15 protein-coding genes are annotated in these 21,846 nt (G+C 37.8%); 8 read left to right on the top strand and 7 right to left on the bottom strand.

The window, feature by feature from the left end:
* Positions 1–495 precede the first annotated feature (495 nt).
* The 6 genes from gyrA to dnaA all read right to left on the bottom strand — a co-directional run bounded on the left by gyrA (position 496) and on the right by dnaA (position 9,403).
* Positions 496–3,063: a DNA gyrase subunit A gene (gyrA, locus tag ACEN4L_RS10765; RefSeq protein ID WP_407097265.1), complete on the bottom strand. Its 2,568-nt coding sequence runs from the start codon at positions 3,061–3,063 to the stop codon at positions 496–498.
* 16 nt (positions 3,064–3,079) lie between these two features.
* Positions 3,080–5,005, bottom strand: a complete 1,926-nt coding sequence (gene gyrB, locus ACEN4L_RS10760; RefSeq protein ID WP_407097298.1) for a DNA topoisomerase (ATP-hydrolyzing) subunit B — start codon at positions 5,003–5,005, stop codon at positions 3,080–3,082.
* 14 nt (positions 5,006–5,019) lie between these two features.
* Positions 5,020–6,141 carry a DNA replication/repair protein RecF gene (gene recF / locus ACEN4L_RS10755; RefSeq protein ID WP_407097266.1) on the bottom strand — a complete coding sequence of 374 codons (1,122 nt, stop codon included), beginning with the start codon at positions 6,139–6,141 and terminating at the stop codon, positions 5,020–5,022.
* Positions 6,141–6,389, bottom strand: coding sequence for a S4 domain-containing protein YaaA (gene yaaA, locus ACEN4L_RS10750; protein ID WP_407097267.1), 249 nt, complete (start codon positions 6,387–6,389; stop codon positions 6,141–6,143). Before yaaA ends, recF begins: the two co-directional genes overlap by 1 nt.
* Positions 6,390–6,732: 343 nt before the next feature.
* The gene (gene dnaN / locus ACEN4L_RS10745) at positions 6,733–7,875 is read right to left on the bottom strand and encodes a DNA polymerase III subunit beta (protein ID WP_407097268.1); all 1,143 of its coding nucleotides are present in this window, start codon (positions 7,873–7,875) and stop codon (positions 6,733–6,735) included.
* A 190-nt stretch (positions 7,876–8,065) separates the two neighbouring features.
* Positions 8,066–9,403 carry a chromosomal replication initiator protein DnaA gene (gene dnaA / locus ACEN4L_RS10740; RefSeq protein WP_407097269.1) on the bottom strand — a complete coding sequence of 446 codons (1,338 nt, stop codon included), beginning with the start codon at positions 9,401–9,403 and terminating at the stop codon, positions 8,066–8,068.
* A gap of 1,057 nt (positions 9,404–10,460) precedes the next feature.
* Between dnaA and rpmH the strand changes: the two genes are divergently transcribed.
* The 6 genes from rpmH to treC all read left to right on the top strand — a co-directional run bounded on the left by rpmH (position 10,461) and on the right by treC (position 16,417).
* Positions 10,461–10,595 (top strand): 50S ribosomal protein L34, encoded by a 135-nt coding sequence (gene rpmH, locus ACEN4L_RS10735; protein WP_007725519.1) that lies wholly within the window; start codon positions 10,461–10,463, stop codon positions 10,593–10,595.
* Positions 10,596–10,720: 125 nt separating this feature from the next.
* The gene (rnpA, locus tag ACEN4L_RS10730; protein ID WP_407097299.1) at positions 10,721–11,062 is read left to right on the top strand and encodes a ribonuclease P protein component; all 342 of its coding nucleotides are present in this window, start codon (positions 10,721–10,723) and stop codon (positions 11,060–11,062) included.
* 22 nt (positions 11,063–11,084) lie between these two features.
* On the top strand, positions 11,085–11,930 hold the full coding sequence (gene yidC, locus ACEN4L_RS10725) for a membrane protein insertase YidC (protein WP_407097270.1): 846 nt from the start codon (positions 11,085–11,087) through the stop codon (positions 11,928–11,930).
* A gap of 56 nt (positions 11,931–11,986) precedes the next feature.
* Positions 11,987–12,799, top strand: coding sequence for an RNA-binding cell elongation regulator Jag/EloR (gene jag / locus ACEN4L_RS10720; RefSeq protein ID WP_407097271.1), 813 nt, complete (start codon positions 11,987–11,989; stop codon positions 12,797–12,799).
* Between the two features lie 422 nt (positions 12,800–13,221).
* Entirely contained in the window at positions 13,222–14,724 is a 1,503-nt protein-coding gene (gene treP, locus ACEN4L_RS10715; protein ID WP_407097272.1) for a PTS system trehalose-specific EIIBC component, read from the top strand.
* Between the two features lie 37 nt (positions 14,725–14,761).
* Entirely contained in the window at positions 14,762–16,417 is a 1,656-nt protein-coding gene (gene treC / locus ACEN4L_RS10710) for an alpha,alpha-phosphotrehalase (protein WP_407097273.1), read from the top strand.
* Between the two features lie 529 nt (positions 16,418–16,946).
* Here the strand turns inward: treC and treR are convergent.
* Positions 16,947–17,660, bottom strand: a complete 714-nt coding sequence (treR, locus tag ACEN4L_RS10705) for a trehalose operon repressor (protein ID WP_407097274.1) — start codon at positions 17,658–17,660, stop codon at positions 16,947–16,949.
* Positions 17,661–18,003: 343 nt separating this feature from the next.
* On the opposite strand from treR, the gene mnmE reads away from it, so the two are divergent.
* On the top strand, positions 18,004–19,392 hold the full coding sequence (gene mnmE / locus ACEN4L_RS10700) for a tRNA uridine-5-carboxymethylaminomethyl(34) synthesis GTPase MnmE (protein ID WP_407097275.1): 1,389 nt from the start codon (positions 18,004–18,006) through the stop codon (positions 19,390–19,392).
* 33 nt (positions 19,393–19,425) lie between these two features.
* A complete protein-coding gene (mnmG, locus tag ACEN4L_RS10695) occupies positions 19,426–21,315 on the top strand; it encodes a tRNA uridine-5-carboxymethylaminomethyl(34) synthesis enzyme MnmG (RefSeq protein ID WP_407097276.1) in 1,890 nt (629 codons plus the stop codon).
* Positions 21,316–21,846 lie beyond the last annotated feature (531 nt).

The following is a 21,846-nucleotide window of genomic DNA, read 5'->3' as shown; positions in this document are numbered from 1 at the left end:
TCCGGAATGGACGGGTTTGCTTGTGGAAAGCCATGGGACCGTCTGGAGCCTGTAGTCTCCAGACTTTCAAGCTTCAAACGGAATCGTAAGCGCTGAAGCGCCAACGCTCCGTAATTCACATTTCATCTTTTACATGGCTACAAGCAAACCCTATTCCTCCAGAAATATCACGGGTCTCAAACGAGTCACAGCTTAAAAAGCGTGTCTAAATATTTCGGGAAGTTCAAAGAAAGCAGGTCTATCTCATAATGAAGACCGAAGTCTTTCACTTCACTCAACAGATGGAAAATCTCGTTCATGTCGCCCGCCTCCGCATTTTTCTTTTAGCAGAGCCGAGAGCATTCGTAATCTTATTTTTTATTTAAATTTTTTTATACGTATGATGTGGTCGTGATACTTCATTGATTTAGTCCAGAATAGTGTTCCAATATAAACGGTAAAAAAAGAGGACTGAATTTCGATATTCAGCCCTCTTTCTTTCTATACATGATTAATCTATTCTTCTGTATCTGCGTCTTCAGATTCAATCTCTTCAGCCATTTCTTCTTCTGAAAGAATTTCGATTTCACCATCTGAACCATTGATTACTTCGCTGGTATTTTTAGTATCTGCTGACAACTCTTCCTCTTCTTCCGGTTCTACTTTCGCCATAGAAGAAACTATCACGCCATCTGCTAGGCGCATCAAACGAACGCCTAATGTTGCACGTCCAGTTTGAGAAATAGTTCCTACGCCAATACGGATAATAATACCGGAGTTGGTGATCAGCATGACGTCTTCTTTTCCGTTAACTGTAGTTAAACCCACTAATTTACCATTTTTCTCAGTAATATTAGCTGTTTTGACCCCTTTACCTCCGCGTCCGCGAATAGCATATTCGCTTGCAGCAGTACGTTTACCGTATCCTTTTTCAGTAATGATCAATACTTCAGAGTCTTCTTTCAGTAGATCCATACCGACTACGTAATCATCTTCTGCTACGCGAATACCACGAACTCCTCGGGCAGTACGTCCCATATTACGAACTTTGCTTTCATGGAAGCTTACTGCTAGTCCTTCATGAGTTCCAATAATGATGTTTTGGTTTCCATCAGTTACAGAAACTGTCATCAGTTCATCATCTTCATTTAGCGAGATAGCTTTCAAACCATTGCTGCGAATATTTGCAAATTCTGTTACAGCTGTCCGTTTAACCGTCCCTTTTCGAGTAGTAAAGAAAAGATATAACCCTTCTTCTGCTTCTCCTCGTACGTTGATGATAGCTTGGATGCTCTCTCCAGAATCAATGCCAAGTAAATTGATTGCTGGTATTCCTTTGGCAGTACGACCATACTCTGGAATCTCATACCCTTTAGACCGGTATACTTTTCCATTATTGGTAAAGAACAGCAATGTATCGTGAGTTGAACAAGATACTAAGGTTTCGATGAAATCATCATCGTGTACTCCCATACCCTGAACTCCGCGTCCGCCACGATTTTGGATTTTAAACTCAGAACTAGGAAGACGTTTAATATAACCATTGTTAGTTAATGTAATAACACTATTTTCTTCTTCGATTAAATCTTCATCTTCAATGCTCAACAATTCGCCTACTAGTAATTCAGTACGACGTTCATCTCCAAATTTAGCTTGAACCTCAGCCAATTCATCTTCAATGATCTTATGAATTCGTTCAGGTCTGGCTAGTATGTCAGCTAAATCGGCAATTAATGAAGACAACTCTAAATATTCGCCTTCAATTTTTTCACGTTCTAATCCAGTTAAACGGACCATACGCATATCTAAAATAGCTTGAGATTGTTTATCCGATAAATCGAAACGACTGATCAATGTTTGTTTAGCTAAATCAGCTGTTTGTGAACTGCGGATAATAGAAATAATTTCATCTATATGATCCAAAGCAATTCTTAAACCTTCTAAAATATGTGCTCTAGCTTCAGCTTTTTTCTTGTCAAAAGCTGTTCTTCTGCGAATAACGATTTCTTGGTGTTTTAAATATTCTTCAAGGATACTCTTCAAGCCAAGAACTTTTGGTTCACCATTCACAATAGCCAGCATGTTAAATCCAAAAGAAGTTTGCATAGAGGTCATCTTATACAAGTTATTTAATACTACACTCGCACTCACATCTCTTCGTACATCAATAACAATACGCATTCCATCACGGTCAGATTCATCCGCTAAGTCCGTGATTCCTTCTAACCGTTTCTCACGAGCTAATTCAGCGATGCGAGATACTAAGCGAGCTTTGTTGACCATATAAGGGATCTCAGAAACAATGATGCGTTCTCGTCCATTTTTTAATATTTCAATGTCCACTTTAGCCCGTAATGTAATTGAGCCTCTTCCAGTTTCGTAAGCTTTTCTGATTCCTGATTTTCCTATGACTAGACCGCCTGTTGGAAAGTCAGGACCAGGAACAGCTTCCATCAAGTCGGCTGTAGTAGCTTCTGGATTCTCCATCAAAATTTGCAAACCTGAAATGATTTCAGTTAAGTTATGCGGCGGGATATTTGTTGCCATCCCAACAGCAATACCTGTTGCTCCATTTACCAGTAAGTTTGGAAAGCGTGCAGGTAAAATCTCAGGCTCTCGTTCAGTACCGTCGTAGTTATCTATGAAGTCAATCGTATCTTTGTTGATATCTCTCAACATTTCCGTAGCTAATTTTGCCATACGTGCTTCAGTATAACGCATCGCCGCAGCGCCGTCACCATCGACGGAACCAAAGTTTCCATGTCCATCTACTAAAGGATAACGGTAACTAAAATCTTGTGACATCCGTACCATAGATTCATAGATCGCACTATCTCCATGAGGATGGTATTTCCCCATAACATCTCCTACAATACGTGCGGATTTTTTGTGTGCTTTATCTGGAGTTACTCCCAGCTCATTCATTCCATATAAAATACGACGGTGCACTGGTTTTAGTCCATCACGAACATCTGGTAATGCTCTAGCAACAATAACACTCATAGCATAATCAAGGAATGACGTACGCATTTCTTTTGACAAATTAATATCTTCTATTTTTCTATCGTAATTATTTTCTGTCATTTTTTCCCCTCCTTGATTAAATGTCTAAGTTCTGAACATATTTAGCATTGGTCTCAATAAAATCACGTCTGGGTTCTACTCGGTCACCCATCAACATATCTAAAACTTTATCTGCATCCGCTGCATCTTCTACCGTTACCCGCAACATTCTTCGGTGCTCAGGATTCATTGTTGTATCCCATAATTGTTCAGCATCCATCTCTCCAAGTCCTTTATAACGTTGGATAGAAGGTCGTGGACTAGCAGGAATCTCTTTCAAATAATTCTCTAGTTCTTCATCACTATCTAAATAGACTTCTTTTTTCCCTTGTTTTACTTGATACAAAGGTGGTTGAGCAATATAAACATAGCCCGCTTCTACGACTGGACGCATAAAACGATAGAATAAAGTTAAGAGTAATGTACGAATATGAGCGCCATCAACATCGGCATCGGTCATAATCACTAATTTATGGTAACGCGCTTTAGACACATCAAATTCTTCTCCAAAACCAGTCCCCATAGCTGTAAATAATGAACGAATCTCTTCATTCGCTAAAATACGATCTAATGAGGCTTTTTCAACGTTCAATATTTTACCACGAATCGGTAAAATGGCTTGGAAGATACGTGAACGGCCTTGTTTAGCAGAACCGCCCGCTGAATCCCCCTCAACGATGAATAATTCGCTGATTTCTGGATTTTTACTTGAACAGTCTGCTAATTTACCAGGTAAATTGCTGATCTCCAGTCCACTCTTCTTACGCGTCACTTCTCTTGCTCGTTTAGCAGCTAAACGAGCTTTTGCCGCCAGTAAACCTTTCTCAACGATTTTTTTAGCCGTTTGCGGATTTTCCATCAAAAAGCGGTCAAAATGTGTAGAAAATAGGCGATCTGTTATAGTACGAGCTTCAGAATTTCCTAATTTTGTTTTTGTTTGTCCTTCAAATTGAGGATCCGGATGTTTGATAGAGACTACTACTGTTAATCCTTCACGTACATCGTCCCCGCTCAAATTGTCTTCGTTATCTTTCATCAATTTGTTTTTACGAGCGTAATCATTTACAACACGTGTCAAAGCTGTTTTGAACCCTGACTCATGTGTTCCACCTTCATAGGTATGGATATTGTTCGCAAAACTCATTAAATTAGAATGGTACCCGTCTGTATGCTGCATAGCAACTTCAACCGCGATACCTTCTTGTTCGCCTTCCAAGAAAATCGGTTCTGGATAAATAACCTCTTTATTTTCATTTAAAAACTCAACGTAACTTTTAATTCCGCCTTCATAAAAGTAATCGTATTTTTCTTGATCTGGATTGCGTTTGTCTTCGATTGATATAGACAAACCTCGATTTAAAAAGGCTAATTCACGAACGCGAATAGCTAATTTATCAAAATCAAATGTAGTTGTTTCTGTAAAAATCGTTGGATCCGGCATAAAATGAACGGTTGTTCCATGGCGATCAGTGTCTCCAATGATTTCTAAATCATTCATTACTGCTCCGCGCTCAAAAGCTTGGTGGTATATTTTTCCATCTTTATGAATATAAACATCTAAAGCAGAAGATAACGCATTAACAACAGAGGAACCTACCCCATGTAGACCACCTGAAACTTTGTATCCTCCACCGCCGAACTTTCCTCCAGCATGCAAAATGGTAAATACTGTTTCAACTGCTGGACGACCGGTTTTTTCTTGAATATCTACTGGAATCCCACGTCCATTATCCACAACAGTGATACTGTCATCCGCTTCAATAGTAATATCAATTTCATCCGCAAATCCTGCTAGAGCTTCATCGATCGAATTATCTACGATCTCCCATACTAAATGGTGTAAACCTTCTTTACTTGTTGAACCAATATACATACCAGGGCGTTTACGTACAGCTTCTAATCCTTCTAATACTTGGATTTGGCTTGCATTATAGTCCTTTGCAAGATCAGCTCTGCTTCTCATTTCCTCTGCCACGCTTATTCACTCTCCATTTCTACTTGTCCTTGATCGATATTAAAAACTCTTGGAGCTTCGATAAGGTTTTTCTCAATGCCATCTAAACTAGTGGTTGTTAAAAAAGTTTGTACTTTATTTTGAATCGCTTTTAATAAATGAGTTTGTCTGCTGTCATCTAATTCAGACAACACATCATCTAACAACAATACAGGATACTCACCGGTCATTTCCTGCATCAAATTGATCTCCGCCAGTTTTACACTCAGTGCAGTCGTTCGTTGTTGTCCTTGTGATCCATACGTCTGGACATTTTTTCCGTTGACATAAAACTTTAAATCATCTCGATGTGGACCAGTAAGCGTTGTACGTTGTTCTAATTCTCTTGTTTGGTTTGCTTTATACGTATCCATCAGATGGATATAATTAGCATCCTTATCAGTTGGATTCTCTAAATGAACACTGGAATGATAGTGTATTTCCAGCACTTCTTTTTGTTTAGAGATCTCTTGATGGATAGTTTGAGCCCAATTTTGCAATTGTTCGACAAATAAAAAGCGCTCCGCCAAAATTGAAGCTCCGTGGGCAGCCATTTGTTCAGTTAACACTTCTAAAAAGGTTAAATCTGAAGCTTGTTTCATACTCAACTGTTTTAAATACAGATTCCGCGACTTTAACAAGTGCTGGTACTCTACTAAATGGTGCAAATAAACGGGATTCATTTGTCCCAGTTCCATATCCACAAATTTACGCCGCACAGAAGGAGAACCTTTCACTAGAGACAAATCTTCCGGGGCAAATAAAATCACATTCAAATTTCCGATATAAGAGCTCAACTTTTTCTGCTCTAAATGGTTGAATCTCGCTTGCTTGCCTTTTTTGGACAAAACGATTTCCAAGGGAAAAGAAGAATTCTTTTTCTGAACTCTGCCGCTGATTTTAGCAAAATCTTTTTCCCATTGAATCAGTTCTTTATCACTTGAAGTCCGATGGCTTCTAGCCATCGCAAGAACATAGATAGCTTCCATCAAATTGGTCTTTCCTTGAGCATTTTCTCCCAAAAAAACATTGATTCCATTTGAAAAAGCTACCTCAGCATCTGCATAATTTCGATAATTCGTCAGTTTCATTTCATTGATATACATTAGCGCGATTCCTCAGAAAGTTCTTCTGAAGATTCATGTTGAATAAAATACGTTCCTTCACCTGGAATTTCTACGATCGATCCAGGAAAAATCTTCTTGCCTCTGCGATTTTCCAACTCATTGTCTAAAAAGACACTGTTTTCTGCTAAAAAATGTTTAGCCATGCCGCCGCTTGAAATAATATCGACGTGTTTCAACAATTGTCCTAATGTAATATATTCGCTGTCTATTAAGACCGTTTCTTTCATCTTGTCACCTGCTTTTCAATAAAATAAGCGTGGAACGTAAAAATCCACGCAAATCTCTTTTATGTCTTGGTTTTATTATACTCCTTTTTCGGCTATTTTACAAATTTATCTTAAAATAAACGTGTTTCTTTCGTTTTTACCTAAAAAACGTCTAAACTACCTAAATGGACCGAAAATAGCTAGAAACGAAAAATTTGCCTATATAAATCTATCCACATAAAAAAACACAGTCTGAGATAAAAAGTCTCGAACTGTGTTTTTTTAAATTATTTGATTGATAAATATGCAACAAAATCGGTTTGCTTTAAGTTTTGTGTGTTTATAACCGTCTTACGCAAAGCTCTTAAAATGTGCGTACTGGCGTAATCAGTTGAACAAATTCTTTTCCGTCTTCCGATGGCACGATGACAAATGGGCGGATCGGAGATGTAAATTTAATCAAAATATCTGATTGTCCAAATGTTCTTAGTGCATCTTTCATATAATCCGGATTAAATGATAGTTCGATTGCTTCCCCTTCAAATGATTGAAAGTTGATTTCTTCTTGGACATTTCCAATTTCAGGAGAATTTCCAGAAATTTCCACTCTATCTTTTGATACAGCTAGCTTAACGACATTGTTTTTTCCTTCATGAGAAAGAAGCGAAGCACGTTCAATAGACCCAAGTAAAGAATTCGCATTAAAAACAACACTTGTAGAAGATGTATCAGGAATCAAACGCTGTGTTTCAGGATAAATCCCTTCTAACAATCGTGTATAAAAGTATAAATTCTCTGTTTTAAACAATACCTGATTTTCGGTGATCATCATTTCAGCAGTTTCGGCATCTTCTTCTAGAATTTTAGAAAGTTCCGTTAAACTTTTTCCAGGAATAATGATTTTGTATTTCTGTTGAGCTTGTTCTTCACTCATTGTCAAAGGGATGATTCGTTGACTTAAACGGTGGCTGTCTGTTGCTACAGCAGATAATGTTTGGTTTTCGATAACGATATTGACCCCTGTCAAAATTGGGCGGCTTTCATGAGTAGACGTTGCAATAACCGTTTGTGAGATCACTTGTTTGAATAAATTAACATTCAAAATAAAAGATTCATTGCTGTCAATAACTGGTAAATGTGGGTAATTATTTGGATCCAGTCCATTGATCGTAAATGAAGCTGATGCTGAAGTGATTTGTGTTTGGAAATGATCCAATACTTCAATAGTCATTTTGTCATCTGGTAATTTTCGAACGATTTCGTTGAAGAAACGGGCTTGAAGAATAATACCCCCTGTTTTTTCAATGTTCAATTGATTTTTGTCATCTTCAACAGGGATAAAAGCTTCAATTGAAATATCTGAATCGCTACCTGTTAAGGTAAGTCCTTCTTGGGAAGCAATGATTTTAACACCTGTAAGAATAGGGATCGTTGTTTTTGACGAAATAGCTCTTTGTACGTCAGCTAAGTTGTTTAAAAAAGCACTTCGATGAATTGTAAATTTCATAAATTAACCTCCGACTGTTTAGTTTTAATAGAGTAATTACTTTAGTAATAGTAGTAGGGCTTGTTGATACTGTGGATAACGCACATGAACCCAAACGACAGAGACTTTTACACATGTTGATAACTTGTGTAAAAGCTCGGGAAAACTCAACGAGTTATCCACATGTTAAAAAAGAGATTTATTTCCTTTATCAACTAAATGTTTTTTTCAATTCGCTGATTTCTTTTTTTAACTGATCATTTGTCGTCAAAGCTTGCGCAATTTTTTCATACGCATGAATAACGGTCGTATGATCTTTTCCTCCAAATTCAGCCCCAATCTTAGGCAATGAGCTGGAAGTCAATTCTCTAGATAAGTACATTGCGATCTGACGTGGCAAAACAATGGATTTCACTCGTTTTTTACCTTTCAAATCAACCATCGAAATTTGATAATATTTGCTGACAACAGATTGGATATCTTTGATCGTAATGGTTGTGGGTTTAGAAGATGGAAGCATGCTTTTTAGTGCATCAGCTGCTAAACTTGTCGTAATTTCTTGACTCACGATCGCGGCATAAGCTTGAACGCGTACTAAAGCTCCTTCGAGTTCGCGAATGTTTGAATCGATTTGTCCTGCAATGTAGCTTAACGTATCATCCGGAATCTCTAATCTTTCAGCATTAGCTTTTTTACGCAAAATAGCGATACGTGTTTCTAAATCTGGCGGTGTGATATCAACAGATAACCCCCATGCAAAGCGAGATACAAGACGTTCTTGTAATTTTGGTATTTCATTAGGCAGCCGATCACTTGTTAAAACGATTTGTTTGCGATCATCGTATAAAGCATTGAACGTATGGAAGAATTCTTCCTGCGTTCCTTCTTTATCTGCAAAAAATTGAATATCATCTACCAATAATAAGTCTACATTCCGGTACTCTTGACGAAATTTTTCTTGTGTTTTGTTTTGAATTGAATTAATGAAATCATTGGCAAAAGTTTCACTACTTACATATTTAATTTTTGCATCTGGATTCAATAATAACATTTGATGACCAATAGCATGCATCAAATGGGTTTTTCCTAAACCAACTCCTCCATAAAAGAACAATGGATTGTAAATAGTACCAGGTTCCTCAGCTACAACTAAAGCTGCGGCATGGGCCATTTGATTTCCTTTACCAATAACAAAAGTATCAAATGTGTATTTGTCATTTAACAAGGCATTCTTTTTGAATGGATTTTTTTGTTCTATAGATGTTGCAGAAGATTCTTTTTGTGCAGCAATAGCCTCTTCCTCATTTTTGATCACGAAAATTGGGGATAACTCTTGTCCGGAAAATTCATAAATATTTTCTACGATTCTCGTAGTCAGGTTGTTTTCCCAATATTCTTTGTGCAGCGACGAAGGAACTTCAACGATCACATGTTTGTCCGTTAAACGGATTGGGTTGGCAGATTCTATCCAAGTATCATAACTTACTTTAGAGAGTGAATCTTTAAATTTTTCTTTTAAATAGTTCCATAGAGAATGCAAGTCATCCAACAGAAAACCTCCTTTTAAAAATAAGAGCCAGAAAAGCTCCAGTACTTCATTAGTATTTTTGCTATTTTGTTTGTAAATAGGTTGAGAAAGAAATTACTTCCTGTTTAAAGTTCTCATTTCAATAAGTATGGCTCTAATTCATTTAGATCTATTCCTTATTGTTCCATGTATTTAAATATCAAAGAGAGCTTTTCCACACATTTTAAGGAAATGGTAAAACCAGCCACACTCCTAGATAATATCTTTTTCTATTCTAGCACGATAAATAAAAGTTTTCCACAAGTACTTTCCACCTGTTGAAAATATATCCAGACGAGGTGTATAAAGTTATCCACAAGGCAAAAAGAACAGGTGGATAACTTGGATTTTCTTTTTTTATCCCAGAAAAATTGTGGATAAAAATTCAGATTAAAAGCTTTTGTATCAATGGTTACGAGAGTTTTCCACAAATTTAACAAAAGAAAAGCGACAGCCTAGTAACAAGTTGTTGGTATGTGCATAAGTGCGGGAAAACATGGTGGAGAAGTTTATTAAATAAAAATGGCAAAAACAGAGTATGGGGATAGAAAAATAGGTGTGTGGATAACTATAGAGCAAGAAAAAGCACAGAGAAGGCCTGAAAAAATGTTCATTGTTTAACAATCGCTTATTAATTCGTGAGCAATCTCCTTCGGAAAAACTGGAATCAAAAAAGAAAAAAATTGAAAAAGGTCAAAATAAAAATATTTTTAGGAATTGCTAAAAAGAAGCGCTATAAAATGCAAATGAACTATTCTTCTATATATAAATAAAAAATAGCTGCAGTGTGCCTAGGACTGATCGATACTCATCGCATAATGGATTTTTTTAGACAAAAGGATAAAAAAAGTGACAAATATGAGAAAATACTAAAAAGTTGTTTTATGTTTATTTCATTTATGATATGATATCTTAGTGAATGATTGAAATTGGGTAGATGTCCTTGACAAGTCTAATTTTTATCATTAGAATGTTCAAGACTGTCTTTAAAAATCCTAATAATTTTAAGAAAGATAGTTTTTCAGGAGGTGTAACACGCATGAAAAGAACTTACCAACCTAAAAAGCGTAAACGTCAAAAAGTACATGGTTTCCGTAAACGTATGAGTACTAAAAATGGACGTAATGTATTGCAAAGTAGACGCCGTAAAGGCAGAAAAGTATTGTCTGCATAAGATCACTGACCGTCTCAGTGGTCTTTTTTTTCTATTTTTTATGCAAAGGGGCAGACTGTATCAAAAACTTGAATGAGTCACTAGGTCTCTATAAAAAAGATTTGTAAGATGAGGGAATGAACGTTATGAGGAAAGCTTATCGTGTAAAAAAAGAAACCGAATTTCAAAAAGTCTTTCATCACGGAAAATCCACAGCAAATCGTCAGTTTGTTGTTTATGTATTAAAGAAAGAAAATCAACCTCATTTTAGAGTTGGACTTTCTGTTGGGAAAAAAATAGGCAATGCAGTTGTAAGAAATGCAGTGAAACGCAAAGTTCGGCAAAGTCTAACCGAACTGAAGCCGGACCTAAAAGCGGATAAGGATTTTATTGTTATTGCCCGCAAGCCGACAGCGACTATGTCGACGAGTGAAATCAAAAAAAGTTTGATTCACGTTCTGAAGTTAGCTAAAATGTGGGATAAATGAAGAGAAGTGGAGGAAATACAGCGTGAAAAAGCGTAAGCGATTACTTCTTTTATTAGGAATGTTAGGACTGACTGTAGTCTTAGCAGCATGCGGTACAGGTCCGATTACAAGTGACAGTACTGGTTTTTTTGATCGATATGTTATCTATAACTTTTCACAAGTTATTATTTGGTTGTCTAATTTATTTGGAGGAAATTATGGGATCGGTATTATTGCCTTTACCTTGATTATTCGAATCATTCTTTTGCCTCTTACTTATTACCAAACAAAGAGTAGTCGTAAGATGACAGATGTACAACCGCAATTAAAAGCTTTGCAAGAAAAATATTCTTCTAAAGATGCTGAAACAAAAGAAAAATTACAAGCCGAAACATCTAAGTTATATGAAGAAGCAGGAGTGAATCCTGTAGCAGGTTGTTTACCTCTATTGATTCAAATGCCTGTGTTGATTGCATTGTACCAATCAATTAATCGTACGGAAGTATTAAGTACAGGTGATTTCTTATGGGCAAACTTAGGAACACCGGATCCATACTTCATTTTACCAGTCTTGGCAGCTCTATTAACTTTAGCTACATCTAAGTTATCTAGTATGAGTCAAGCAGGTTCTAACCCGACAACGGCTATTATGACATACATGATGCCGATCATGATTTTATTCATCAGTATTTCATTACCAAGTGCTGTTTCATTGTACTTTGTAGTAAGTAATGGATTCTCTGTGGCTCAAACACTGTTGTTCAACAATCCATTTAAAATAAAAAAAGAGCGACAAGAAAAAGAAGACGCAGAAAGACAACGAGAAAAAGATCGTCAACGAGCGTTGAAATTAGCACAAAAAACAAAACGTAATGTGAAGAAAAAATAGTAGTTTAGGTTATAAAATCTTTATGATTATCTAACAGTTTTGAATGGAGGATAGATATGGATAAGTATACCGCAAAAGCCCCTACTGCTGAGGAAGCTGTTGACAAAGCTTTACGCACTTTAGGAATTAGTAAAGAGGAAGCTTCTATTGAGGTTATTGAAGAAGGGAAAAAAGGGTTTCTTGGATTCGGTCAAAAAGATGCGATCGTTACAGTCAGAAATAAATCTGCTGTTAGAGTAGAAAAGGATATTTTTACTGACACAGACGAAGCCGTACCAGAAAAGACTGAAGATAGTGAAGCTGAACTTCCCCATGTTACAATAACTGCTGAAGCTGAGAAGGGTCCTAATGAAGTAAATGATATGGAAGAATCCACTGACTTCAATGAAGATATCAATACTAGAAACGATAGCCAAGCTATTGAGACGGTATCTGATTATTTAGTAGATGTCGTTGCAAAACTTGGTGCTCCAGCGACCATTAGTGTTGAGCAAAAAGAAAAACAAGTCATTTTTCATTTAGATTCTCAAAAAGCAGGGGTCATCATTGGAAAGCATGGAAAAGTTTTGAATGCACTTCAATCTCTGGCACAAGTATTGCTGCACCGTCAAGCAAAAACGAAGATGGTTGCTGTAGTCAATGTGGGAGATTATCGAGAACGTCGGGAAGCTATTCTAAAACGTTTAGCAGAACGTACGGCATCAAAAGTGGAACAAACGAACCAACCAGTGTTCCTAGAACCTATGCCGGCTTTCGAAAGAAAGGTCATACATTATTATCTCAGTCAAAACGAATGGGTAACCACTCATTCAGAAGGCAGAGAGCCACATCGTTATTTGGTAGTAGAACCTTCGGATAAACAAATATAATCATTCAATCTTTAAACGCAGAAGTCTTCATCAAAGAATTCACTTTGATGAAGGCTTTTTTTTTGCATAAATAAGGGAAGCGAGCTACATTAAAACTAAAGAAACGAAAGGAGCGTGAAAGGTATCTGTGACTGTTTTACGGTACCGTCATTCTTTTAAAGTCCCCATAGTAAACATCTCTTCGCTAACCAGACAAGTTCATCGTCCGAGCACTTAAGCCACTCTCTCATTTCAACAAACCAAGGAAAATAACAATCTAAAAATAGTGAATCTATCCCTTTATTGTAGAGGAAAGCTGAACAAAATCGAAACTTGTTTTTAAAACGCTTGCAATAATAATAAAAAACGTTATAATAAACTTGTATATACAAGTTAAATAATTTTTTTCAGCACTTATTACATTTTTTTAAGGAGGAAACAAGATGGCAGATTTTAAGCAAGATGCAAAACAGTTGCTTGAGGATATTGGTGGATCAGATAACATTTCAGCTGTTACTCATTGTGCGACACGTATGCGGTTTGTATTGAACGATCCGAGCAAGGCAGACAACAAAAAGATCGAAAAAATTCCAGCAGTAAAGGGTACCTTTACACAAGCAGGACAATATCAGGTTATTATTGGAAATGATGTAGCTACTTTTTACAATGAATTTGAAAAGGTTTCCGGAAAATCCGGCGTTTCAAAAGATGATGTGAAAAAAGCCAGTAAGCAAAACCAAAACCTATTGCAACGTGCAATGTCGGTATTGGCAGAAGTTTTCTCACCTATTATTCCAGCAATCGTTGTTGGGGGTCTTATTTTAGGGTTCCGTAATATTTTGGAAGCCATTCCAATGGAAACACTTGGACAAGCAATAGTAGATGGTGTACCACAAGTTAATGCAGCTGGAGACCCTATTTACAATACGATCGTTCAAGTATCTCAATTCTGGAATGGGGTTAACTCTTTCTTATGGCTGATTGGTGAAGCGATCTTCCACTTCTTGCCAGTAGGAATCACGTGGAGTATTGCTAAGAAAATGGGAACAACACAAATTCTTGGTATTGTACTTGGTATTACATTAGTATCTCCACAATTATTAAATGCTTATGGAGTAGCTGAAGCAACAGAGATTCCATTTTGGGACTTTGGGTTCTTCCAAATCGATATGATCGGTTACCAAGCTCAAGTTATTCCGGCGATGTTGGCTGGTTTCGTATTGGCTTACTTGGAACTGGGTTTACGTAAAATCATCCCGCAAGCCATCTCGATGATTTTTGTTCCGTTATTTGCATTAGTACCGACAGTATTGATTGCTCACACGGTTTTAGGACCAATTGGCTGGCAAATTGGAGACTGGATCTCAAATGTTGTCTACTCTGGTTTGACAGGTTCATTCAGTTGGTTGTTTGGTCTATTATTTGGAACATTCTACTCGCCACTGGTTATTACTGGATTGCACCATATGACAAATGCAATCGACTTGCAGTTAGTAGCTGACTTTGGCGGAACAAACTTATGGCCGATGATCGCTTTATCTAATATTGCTCAAGGTTCAGCAGTATTGGCGATTATCTTCATCAACCGCGACAACAAAGAAGAACGCGATATTTCAATCCCAGCAGCTATTTCTTGTTACTTGGGAGTTACTGAACCGGCGATGTTCGGTATCAATATTAAATATGCGTACCCGTTCTTTGCAGCGATGATTGGTTCAGGAATTGCCGGGTTGGTCGCATCTATCTTTAACGTAACAGCAAACTCAATTGGTGTTGGTGGACTTCCAGGTATCTTGTCTATCCAAAATCAATATTGGGTAATTTTCCTAGTTTGTATGGCTATCGCTATCGTAGTACCTTTTGTATTGACATTTGTATTCAGCAAAAACAAACGATTCAGCAAAATGGGAATCGATGATCTACCACAACCTAAATTAGGTTCGTAATCAAGAAATTAATCAACTATAAGAAGGCAGGGATTCTGTGAGTAACATGCATGAAAAAGTCGTTTATCAAATTTATCCAAAGTCATTTAATGATTCGGACGGAAATGGAGTAGGGGATCTAAGGGGGATCATTGAAAAAATTCCTTATTTAGCAAGACTAGGTGTAGACATGTTATGGCTTAATCCATTCTTTATTTCACCACAAAACGATAATGGCTATGATGTTGCACATTATACAGAAATAGACCCATTATTTGGAACAATGGCTGATTTTGATGAGTTGGTATCTAAAGCAAAAGAAAATGGTATGGGACTTATGCTGGATATGGTGCTGAACCATACTTCTACAGAACATGAATGGTTTCAAAAAGCTTTGGCTGGAGAGAAGAAATACCAAGATTACTATATTTTAAGAGAAGCGAAAGCGGACGGCAGTTTGCCTACAAACTGGGCTTCCAAATTCGGAGGTCCATCATGGTCAAAATTTGGAGATACTGATCAATATTATCTGCACCTTTACGATGTTACCCAAGCTGACTTAGATTGGCGTAATCCTGAAGTGCGCGAAGAGCTCTTTAGCATCGTGAACTTCTGGCTGGAAAAAGGCGTAAAAGGGTTTCGTTTTGATGTGATCAATGTTATCGGTAAAGATGAAGTACTGTTGGATGCAGAAGACGGTATAGGGAAAGCACGTTATACTGACAGACCAATCGCACATGAATTTCTGCGTGAATTGAACCAACGCACATTTGGCCGATATGAAGACATCATGACAGTTGGAGAAATGTCTTCTACGACAGTGCCGAATGGAGTTCAATACTCTAATCCAGAAAATGAAGAGCTGTCTATGATTTTTAGTTTCCATCATTTGAAAGTGGATTACGTTGAGGGCGAAAAATGGACTAAAATGGACTTTGATTTCATGGAATTAAAGAGAATATTGGATGAGTGGCAAGATGGGATGTCAAAAGGGAATGGATGGAATGCCTTGTTCTGGAACAACCATGACCAACCCAGATCAATCAGTCGCTTTGGGGATCCGGTAAATCATTTTGAAGCCTCGGCTAAACTTCATGCTCAAACCATTCATTTACTAAGAGGAACTCCTTATGTTTATCAAGGCGAAGAAATTGGGATGACCAATCCGAATTATTCCGATATTCAAGATTTTGCGGATGTTGAAACCCTCAATGCCTATAAAGAACTATCTGAAAAAGGTATGCAACATGAAGAAATTATGGAAATCATCAGAGATAAATCGAGAGACAACAGTCGCACACCGATGCAATGGACAAATGAATTGAATGCTGGTTTTACAACTGGGGAACCTTGGTTGAAAGTGACTGATAATTCTCATGAAATCAATGTTGAAAATGAATTAGCAAACGGTTCGATTATAGAATACTACAAACGATTGATTGCTTTAAGAAAAGAAATGAAAGTTATTTCTGAAGGCAGCTATCGTGGAATAATGATGGATCATCCCAACGTCTACGCTTATGTAAGAGAATATGAAGGGCAGCAGTTATTAGTGCTGAACCATTTCTATGCTGATCCGGTAGCGATTGATGTTCCTGAAGAATTTCAAAACCGTAGTAGTAAATTCCTTATTGGTAATGGAGAAGAACGATCATTAGGTTCTTCCATTACTTTGGGAGCTTATGAAACGGCAGCTTACTTGTTTGAAAAATAAGTGTTAGAACAAAACAAAATGAGAACACCCTAAAATGCGGACTCTATAGTCTCATTTTAGGGTGTTTTCTGTTAAATGAATGGGTATTTGCTTAGTGCAGGTATGAAGTTCTGGACAATAGCGTGGTAAAAGGCCGTTAGCTGACTTGTGAGAAATATTCTGGCACTCACAAGTCAGGTTTATCTCTTAAAGCTGACTTGTGCCTCAGATTTTCATCTCCACAAGTCAGATAAAGAAGAGTTACCTGACTTGTGGCAATGATTTTGAGATCGATAAGTCAGGTAAGAGAATGCAGCCCTCCTGATAGGCATAAAAAGCAGAGACAACGGCAGGGTTGTTAAACAAGTTGGCTTTGTCCGCTCGCTTAAGGTAAATAGACAACAAAACACACTCCCTGCTGAACAAAATCGTTCATAGTTTTGGGAGTGTGTTTTAGTTTGTGCTCTGTAGACGAGCTGGACAAGGCAACTTAAACGCCTTGTCCAGCTCTCTTCTTATAGCCAGTAGTCTAAGCGCTCTGCTCCAATCTCTAGGGTGTTTTTCTTCTGGCGAAGTCTACAAATCTGAATTTATCGAGTCTGTGGCGGGATTCGGTGTATTGGAAAAATCGAGTGTCTTCTAAATATACCGTACTCCTGACTACGACTACATGAGAATCGTTGTGTAAGTCCATCAATAGCTTGTCATCTTTAGTAATTGGCTCAACCGTAAATTCTTTTTGAGCGTATCCGATTGTTAGTCCTAATCCATCTTCGATATAACGGTATAAGGAATTTTCAGCTTCTTTATCAGGTATCTGTGGAATGATGGAGGTCATTAAGTAGTCTTTATCTAAAATCACGCATTCGCCATCTACTTGACGCTGACGTTCAATATAATGGACTTCTGTGTCCGCAGGCATACCGAGTTGTTGAATAACGTGTTTGGGCAGTAATTGACGCTGATTCGCTGTCAGAATCGTCTTACCAGTTATATGTTGTGTTTCTTGCAGTTCTTTATAGCTTGTTAAACCAGAGACTGGGAAATTAAATCTTTTAACATCTAAAACGATGGAGCCTTTTCCTTGCTGTTTTTGAATGTATCCGCTTTCTAATAACAAGACCAAAGCCTTTCGTATTGTTTCACGGGAAACATTGTAATTTACAGCTAGTTTGTTTTCGCTTGGCAAAAGTTCGCCTGGTTTGTAACGTTGATTTAATATATCTGCCTCAAGGTCTAAATAAATTTCATGGAATTTATTCATATCATTAACCTCGCAATCCTTTATTCATCAATAGTTTACCACATTTAGAGACTAAATTCTTTAACTAGGCGCGTGTTGTAAATGAATTTATGGCAAAAAAGATAAGATTGCTTCAAAATATGAAAAAAAGTCTTCGAATTTATTGACAAAAAGTTAGAGACCTTGTATTATGCTTAAGGATGTAGGATTTATAGTTCTCTACAAGAATGCTCACTAATTAAATAAATTTATCTAAAGGATAAAAAGTAGTCAAAGTGCTTTATCCATTTCTAATTTGAACAGTTCAAATCAAGGGGTGGAGTGGGCACTTTTTTCGTGCAAAAAAATAAAGGAGTGAACGAGTTTGTCATTAGAATTTGATACTATTGCAGCTATTTCAACACCGCCTGGAGAAGGGGCTATCGGGATCGTCCGTTTAAGTGGAGAAGACGCGATAACTATTGCAGACAGTGTTTATCAACTAGGTTCAAAACAATTAAAAGATCAAGACAGCCATACGATTCACTATGGCCACATCGCTAATCCCAAGACAAATAAGACAGTCGATGAAGTGATGGTAACCATCATGCGTGCGCCAAAAACATTTACCAGAGAAGATGTCGTTGAAATCAACTGTCACGGCGGGATATTAGCTGTCAATCAAGTATTGCAAACGGTATTGCATAATGGCGCTCGTTTAGCTGAACCTGGTGAATTTACGAAACGTGCTTTCTTGAATGGTCGAATCGATCTATCTCAAGCAGAAGCTGTGATGGACTTGATACGTGCTAAAACAGATAAAGCAATGAATGTAGCTTTGCAACAATTGGACGGAAACTTGTCTAATTTAATTCGCAATTTACGTTCAGAAATATTGGATACTTTGGCCCAAGTAGAAGTGAATATTGATTACCCTGAATATGATGATGTAGAAGAAATGACTTCTATCTTGCTGATCGAAAAAGCGAAGCAAGTCAAAGCACATATCCAGCAATTATTGGAAACAGCTAGTCAAGGGAAAATTTTAAGAGAGGGATTAGCTACAGCAATCATTGGTCGTCCAAATGTAGGGAAATCCAGCCTGTTGAACCATTTGCTGCGTGAAGAAAAAGCAATTGTAACCGAAATAGCGGGGACGACACGGGATGTTATTGAAGAGTACGTGAGTGTTAAAGGCGTTCCGTTACGATTGATCGATACGGCGGGAATCCGGGAAACAGAAGATATCATTGAACGAATCGGTGTTGAACGGAGTCGTAAAGCGTTAGTAGACGCAGATTTGATTTTATTGGTGTTCAACCAAAATGAACCGTTGACCGATGAAGACAAAGCGTTGATCGAAGTGACAAACCACAACAACCGAATTGTTATCTTAAACAAAATGGACTTGCCCAACAAATTAGATTTAGAACAATTAGAGTTCCTAGTAGGAGAAGACACAATCGTTAAAACGTCTGTCTTGACTCAAGTAGGAGTAGATGTACTGGAACAAAAAATAGCGGATCTGTTTTTCTCAGGAAACACGGGAGAAAAAGATGCGACTTACGTATCGAACGTACGCCACATTGCTTTATTGAATGAAGCGGAAGAAGCATTAGACAGCGTGATTGAAGGAGTAGAGGACGGCATGCCTGTCGACCTTGTCCAAATCGATATGACACGCTGTTGGGACTTATTAGGCGAAATTACCGGAGACAGTGTTCAAGACGAACTGTTAACTCAATTGTTCTCCCAATTCTGTTTAGGAAAATAAAAATGCTGTGGATGAAAAAGAGAGGATGTTTAGATGAACCAATACGAAGCAGGATATTATGATGTTATTGTTGTTGGAGCAGGTCATGCAGGATCAGAAGCTGCCTTAGCTGCAGCACGCATGGGCTCAAAAACGTTGTTGATTACTATCAATTTGGATATGGTTGCTTTTATGCCATGTAATCCTTCTATTGGAGGACCGGCTAAAGGTGTAGTTGTACGTGAAATTGATGCTTTAGGCGGAGAAATGGGACGCAACATCGATAAAACGTATATTCAAATGCGGATGTTGAACACATCAAAAGGACCTGCTGTTAGAGCATTGCGTGCGCAAGCAGACAAGTTTATGTATGCCAATGAAATGAAAAAAACGATTGAACAAGAAGAAAACTTGGATTTAAAACAAGGGATAGCTGAAGAATTAGTCATTGAAGATCGCGTCGTAAAAGGAATTATCACCAATACTGGTGCTGTTTATCGAGCTGGAGCAGTTATCTTAACTGCTGGGACATCTTCACGCGGAGAAATTATTATTGGAGAACTGAAATATTCTTCAGGTCCCAACAATTCTCAACCTTCGATCAAATTATCTGAAAGTTTATTGGAGCACGGCTTTGAATTGAACCGATTCAAAACAGGAACGCCACCGCGTGTAAATGCTTCAACAATCGATTACAGTGTCACAACTGAACAACCGGGTGATGAAGAAGCCAATCATTTTAGTTATGAAACGCCAAACAGTGCGTATTTGAAAGATCAGTTGTCTTGTTTCTTAACGTATACGAATGAAAGAACGCATGAGATTATTCAGAATAATTTGCACCGTGCACCGATGTTCACAGGAATCGTTGAAGGTGTAGGCGCACGTTACTGTCCATCGATCGAGGATAAAATCGTACGTTTCAGCGATAAACCACGTCATCAATTGTTCTTAGAACCAGAAGGCCGGAACACAGAGGAAGTTTATGTTCAAGGCTTATCTACGTCACTCCCTGAAGATGTTCAAGAAGAGATTTTACATTCCATTGCCGGTTTGGAAAATGCTCGTATGATGCGTACAGGATATGCGATTGAGTATGATGTAATCACTCCATACCAATTACGTCCATCTTTAGAAACGAAGAAAATTGAAAACTTATTTACAGCTGGTCAAATGAACGGAACATCTGGTTATGAAGAAGCAGCTGGACAAGGGATTATTGCTGGTATTAATGCGGCGTTGAAGGTTCAAGGAAAAGAACCGGTAATATTGAAACGCAGTGAAGGGTACATTGGCGTGATGATTGATGACTTGGTGACAAAAGGAACGAATGAGCCGTATCGTTTGTTAACGTCTCGCGCTGAATACCGTTTATTATTGCGTCATGACAATGCTGATTTACGTCTGACTCAATTAGGTTACGATATTGGTTTAGTCACACAAGAACGTTACGATACATTTTTAGTGAAAAAGGCTCAAATCGAAGGCGAAGTAGAACGATTAAGCAACATTCGGTTAAAACCTACAGCTGAGATCCAAGCTTTCTTAGCAGAAAAAGGAAAAGCACCGTTGAAAGATGGTATTTTAGCGATCGATTTCTTGCGTCGTCCAGAGATCAGCTTCCAAGATTTGATGTACTTTGCTGGAGATGATATTGAATTGCCTGAAGATGTGCAAGAACAAGTCTCTATTCAAGTGAAATATGAAGGTTACATTGCAAAAGCAGTTAATAAAGTGGATAAACTGAAACGCATGGAAAACAAACGTATTCCTGAAAATATTGATTACCGTGCCATCAATGGTTTAGCTACAGAAGCGAAAGAAAAATTGATTAAGATTCAACCTGAAACGATTGCTCAAGCAAGCCGGATCAGTGGTGTAAATCCTTCTGATATTTCGATATTGATGGTTTATGTAGAACAAGGAAAAATCGCAAAAGTGTAAGAAAATTTAGTCTCTTCATCTTCTAACGTTGGTAAAGAAATTTCCTCCGGCCTATGGGGTCGCTTATAGAACGCCATGGGAATGCCTTGAGCCGAAAACCGCGTCTCAAGACTTGCAAGCTTTGCCGAAGCCGTTGGAGCGCTAGCAACGTACGGATATGGTATGCGCAGCGCAGCGGAGAACAAACCCCGAGTAAAAGCTGAAGCTTAACTCGGGGTAATTCTCATTGCATCCTTTTCATGGCTATAAGCAACCCCATATTCCTCCAGAAATTTCTAGAACTGAGTTTCTAATAGATTTAGAGTTAGAAAGAAGTGTATTTTCTACTTACCAACGTCAAATGTTGTAGAATCAAAATTCAACCGTGAGTTATGGCGAAAATCAAACAGGTGCCACTAAGAAAACAATTTTTCTTAGTGGGGCCTGTTTTTTCGCTCTAAATAAGAAGGCTGACGCAGCTAAAAGGTAACTTTCAGGAATGAGGGCAAAATAATGGTCGAATATGATATAATGTAGGTTAAGTTAGCGTTC

Origin of the sequence: Desemzia sp. FAM 23988 (assembly GCF_045528365.1) — a bacterium.
Lineage (GTDB): Bacteria > Bacillota > Bacilli > Lactobacillales > Carnobacteriaceae > Desemzia.
The sequence above is the reverse complement of the archived record's forward strand: the minus strand, read 5'-3'. Positions and strand labels throughout refer to the sequence as shown.

Excerpts from the sequence above, each read along its gene's own strand:
- jag (WP_407097271.1), top strand. The coding sequence starts at position 11,987 with ATGGATAAGTATACCGCAAAAGCCCCTACTGCTGAGGAAGCTGTTGAC.
- yaaA (WP_407097267.1), bottom strand. The coding sequence starts at position 6,389 with ATGAAAGAAACGGTCTTAATAGACAGCGAATATATTACATTAGGACAA.
- rnpA (WP_407097299.1), top strand. The coding sequence starts at position 10,721 with ATGAGGAAAGCTTATCGTGTAAAAAAAGAAACCGAATTTCAAAAAGTC.
- treR (WP_407097274.1), bottom strand. The coding sequence starts at position 17,660 with ATGAATAAATTCCATGAAATTTATTTAGACCTTGAGGCAGATATATTA.
- treP (WP_407097272.1), top strand. The coding sequence starts at position 13,222 with ATGGCAGATTTTAAGCAAGATGCAAAACAGTTGCTTGAGGATATTGGT.
- gyrA (WP_407097265.1), bottom strand. The coding sequence starts at position 3,063 with ATGACAGAAAATAATTACGATAGAAAAATAGAAGATATTAATTTGTCA.
- mnmG (WP_407097276.1), top strand. The coding sequence starts at position 19,426 with ATGAACCAATACGAAGCAGGATATTATGATGTTATTGTTGTTGGAGCA.
- recF (WP_407097266.1), bottom strand. The coding sequence starts at position 6,141 with ATGTATATCAATGAAATGAAACTGACGAATTATCGAAATTATGCAGAT.
- rpmH (WP_007725519.1), top strand. The coding sequence starts at position 10,461 with ATGAAAAGAACTTACCAACCTAAAAAGCGTAAACGTCAAAAAGTACAT.
- dnaN (WP_407097268.1), bottom strand. The coding sequence starts at position 7,875 with ATGAAATTTACAATTCATCGAAGTGCTTTTTTAAACAACTTAGCTGAC.
- gyrB (WP_407097298.1), bottom strand. The coding sequence starts at position 5,005 with ATGAGAAGCAGAGCTGATCTTGCAAAGGACTATAATGCAAGCCAAATC.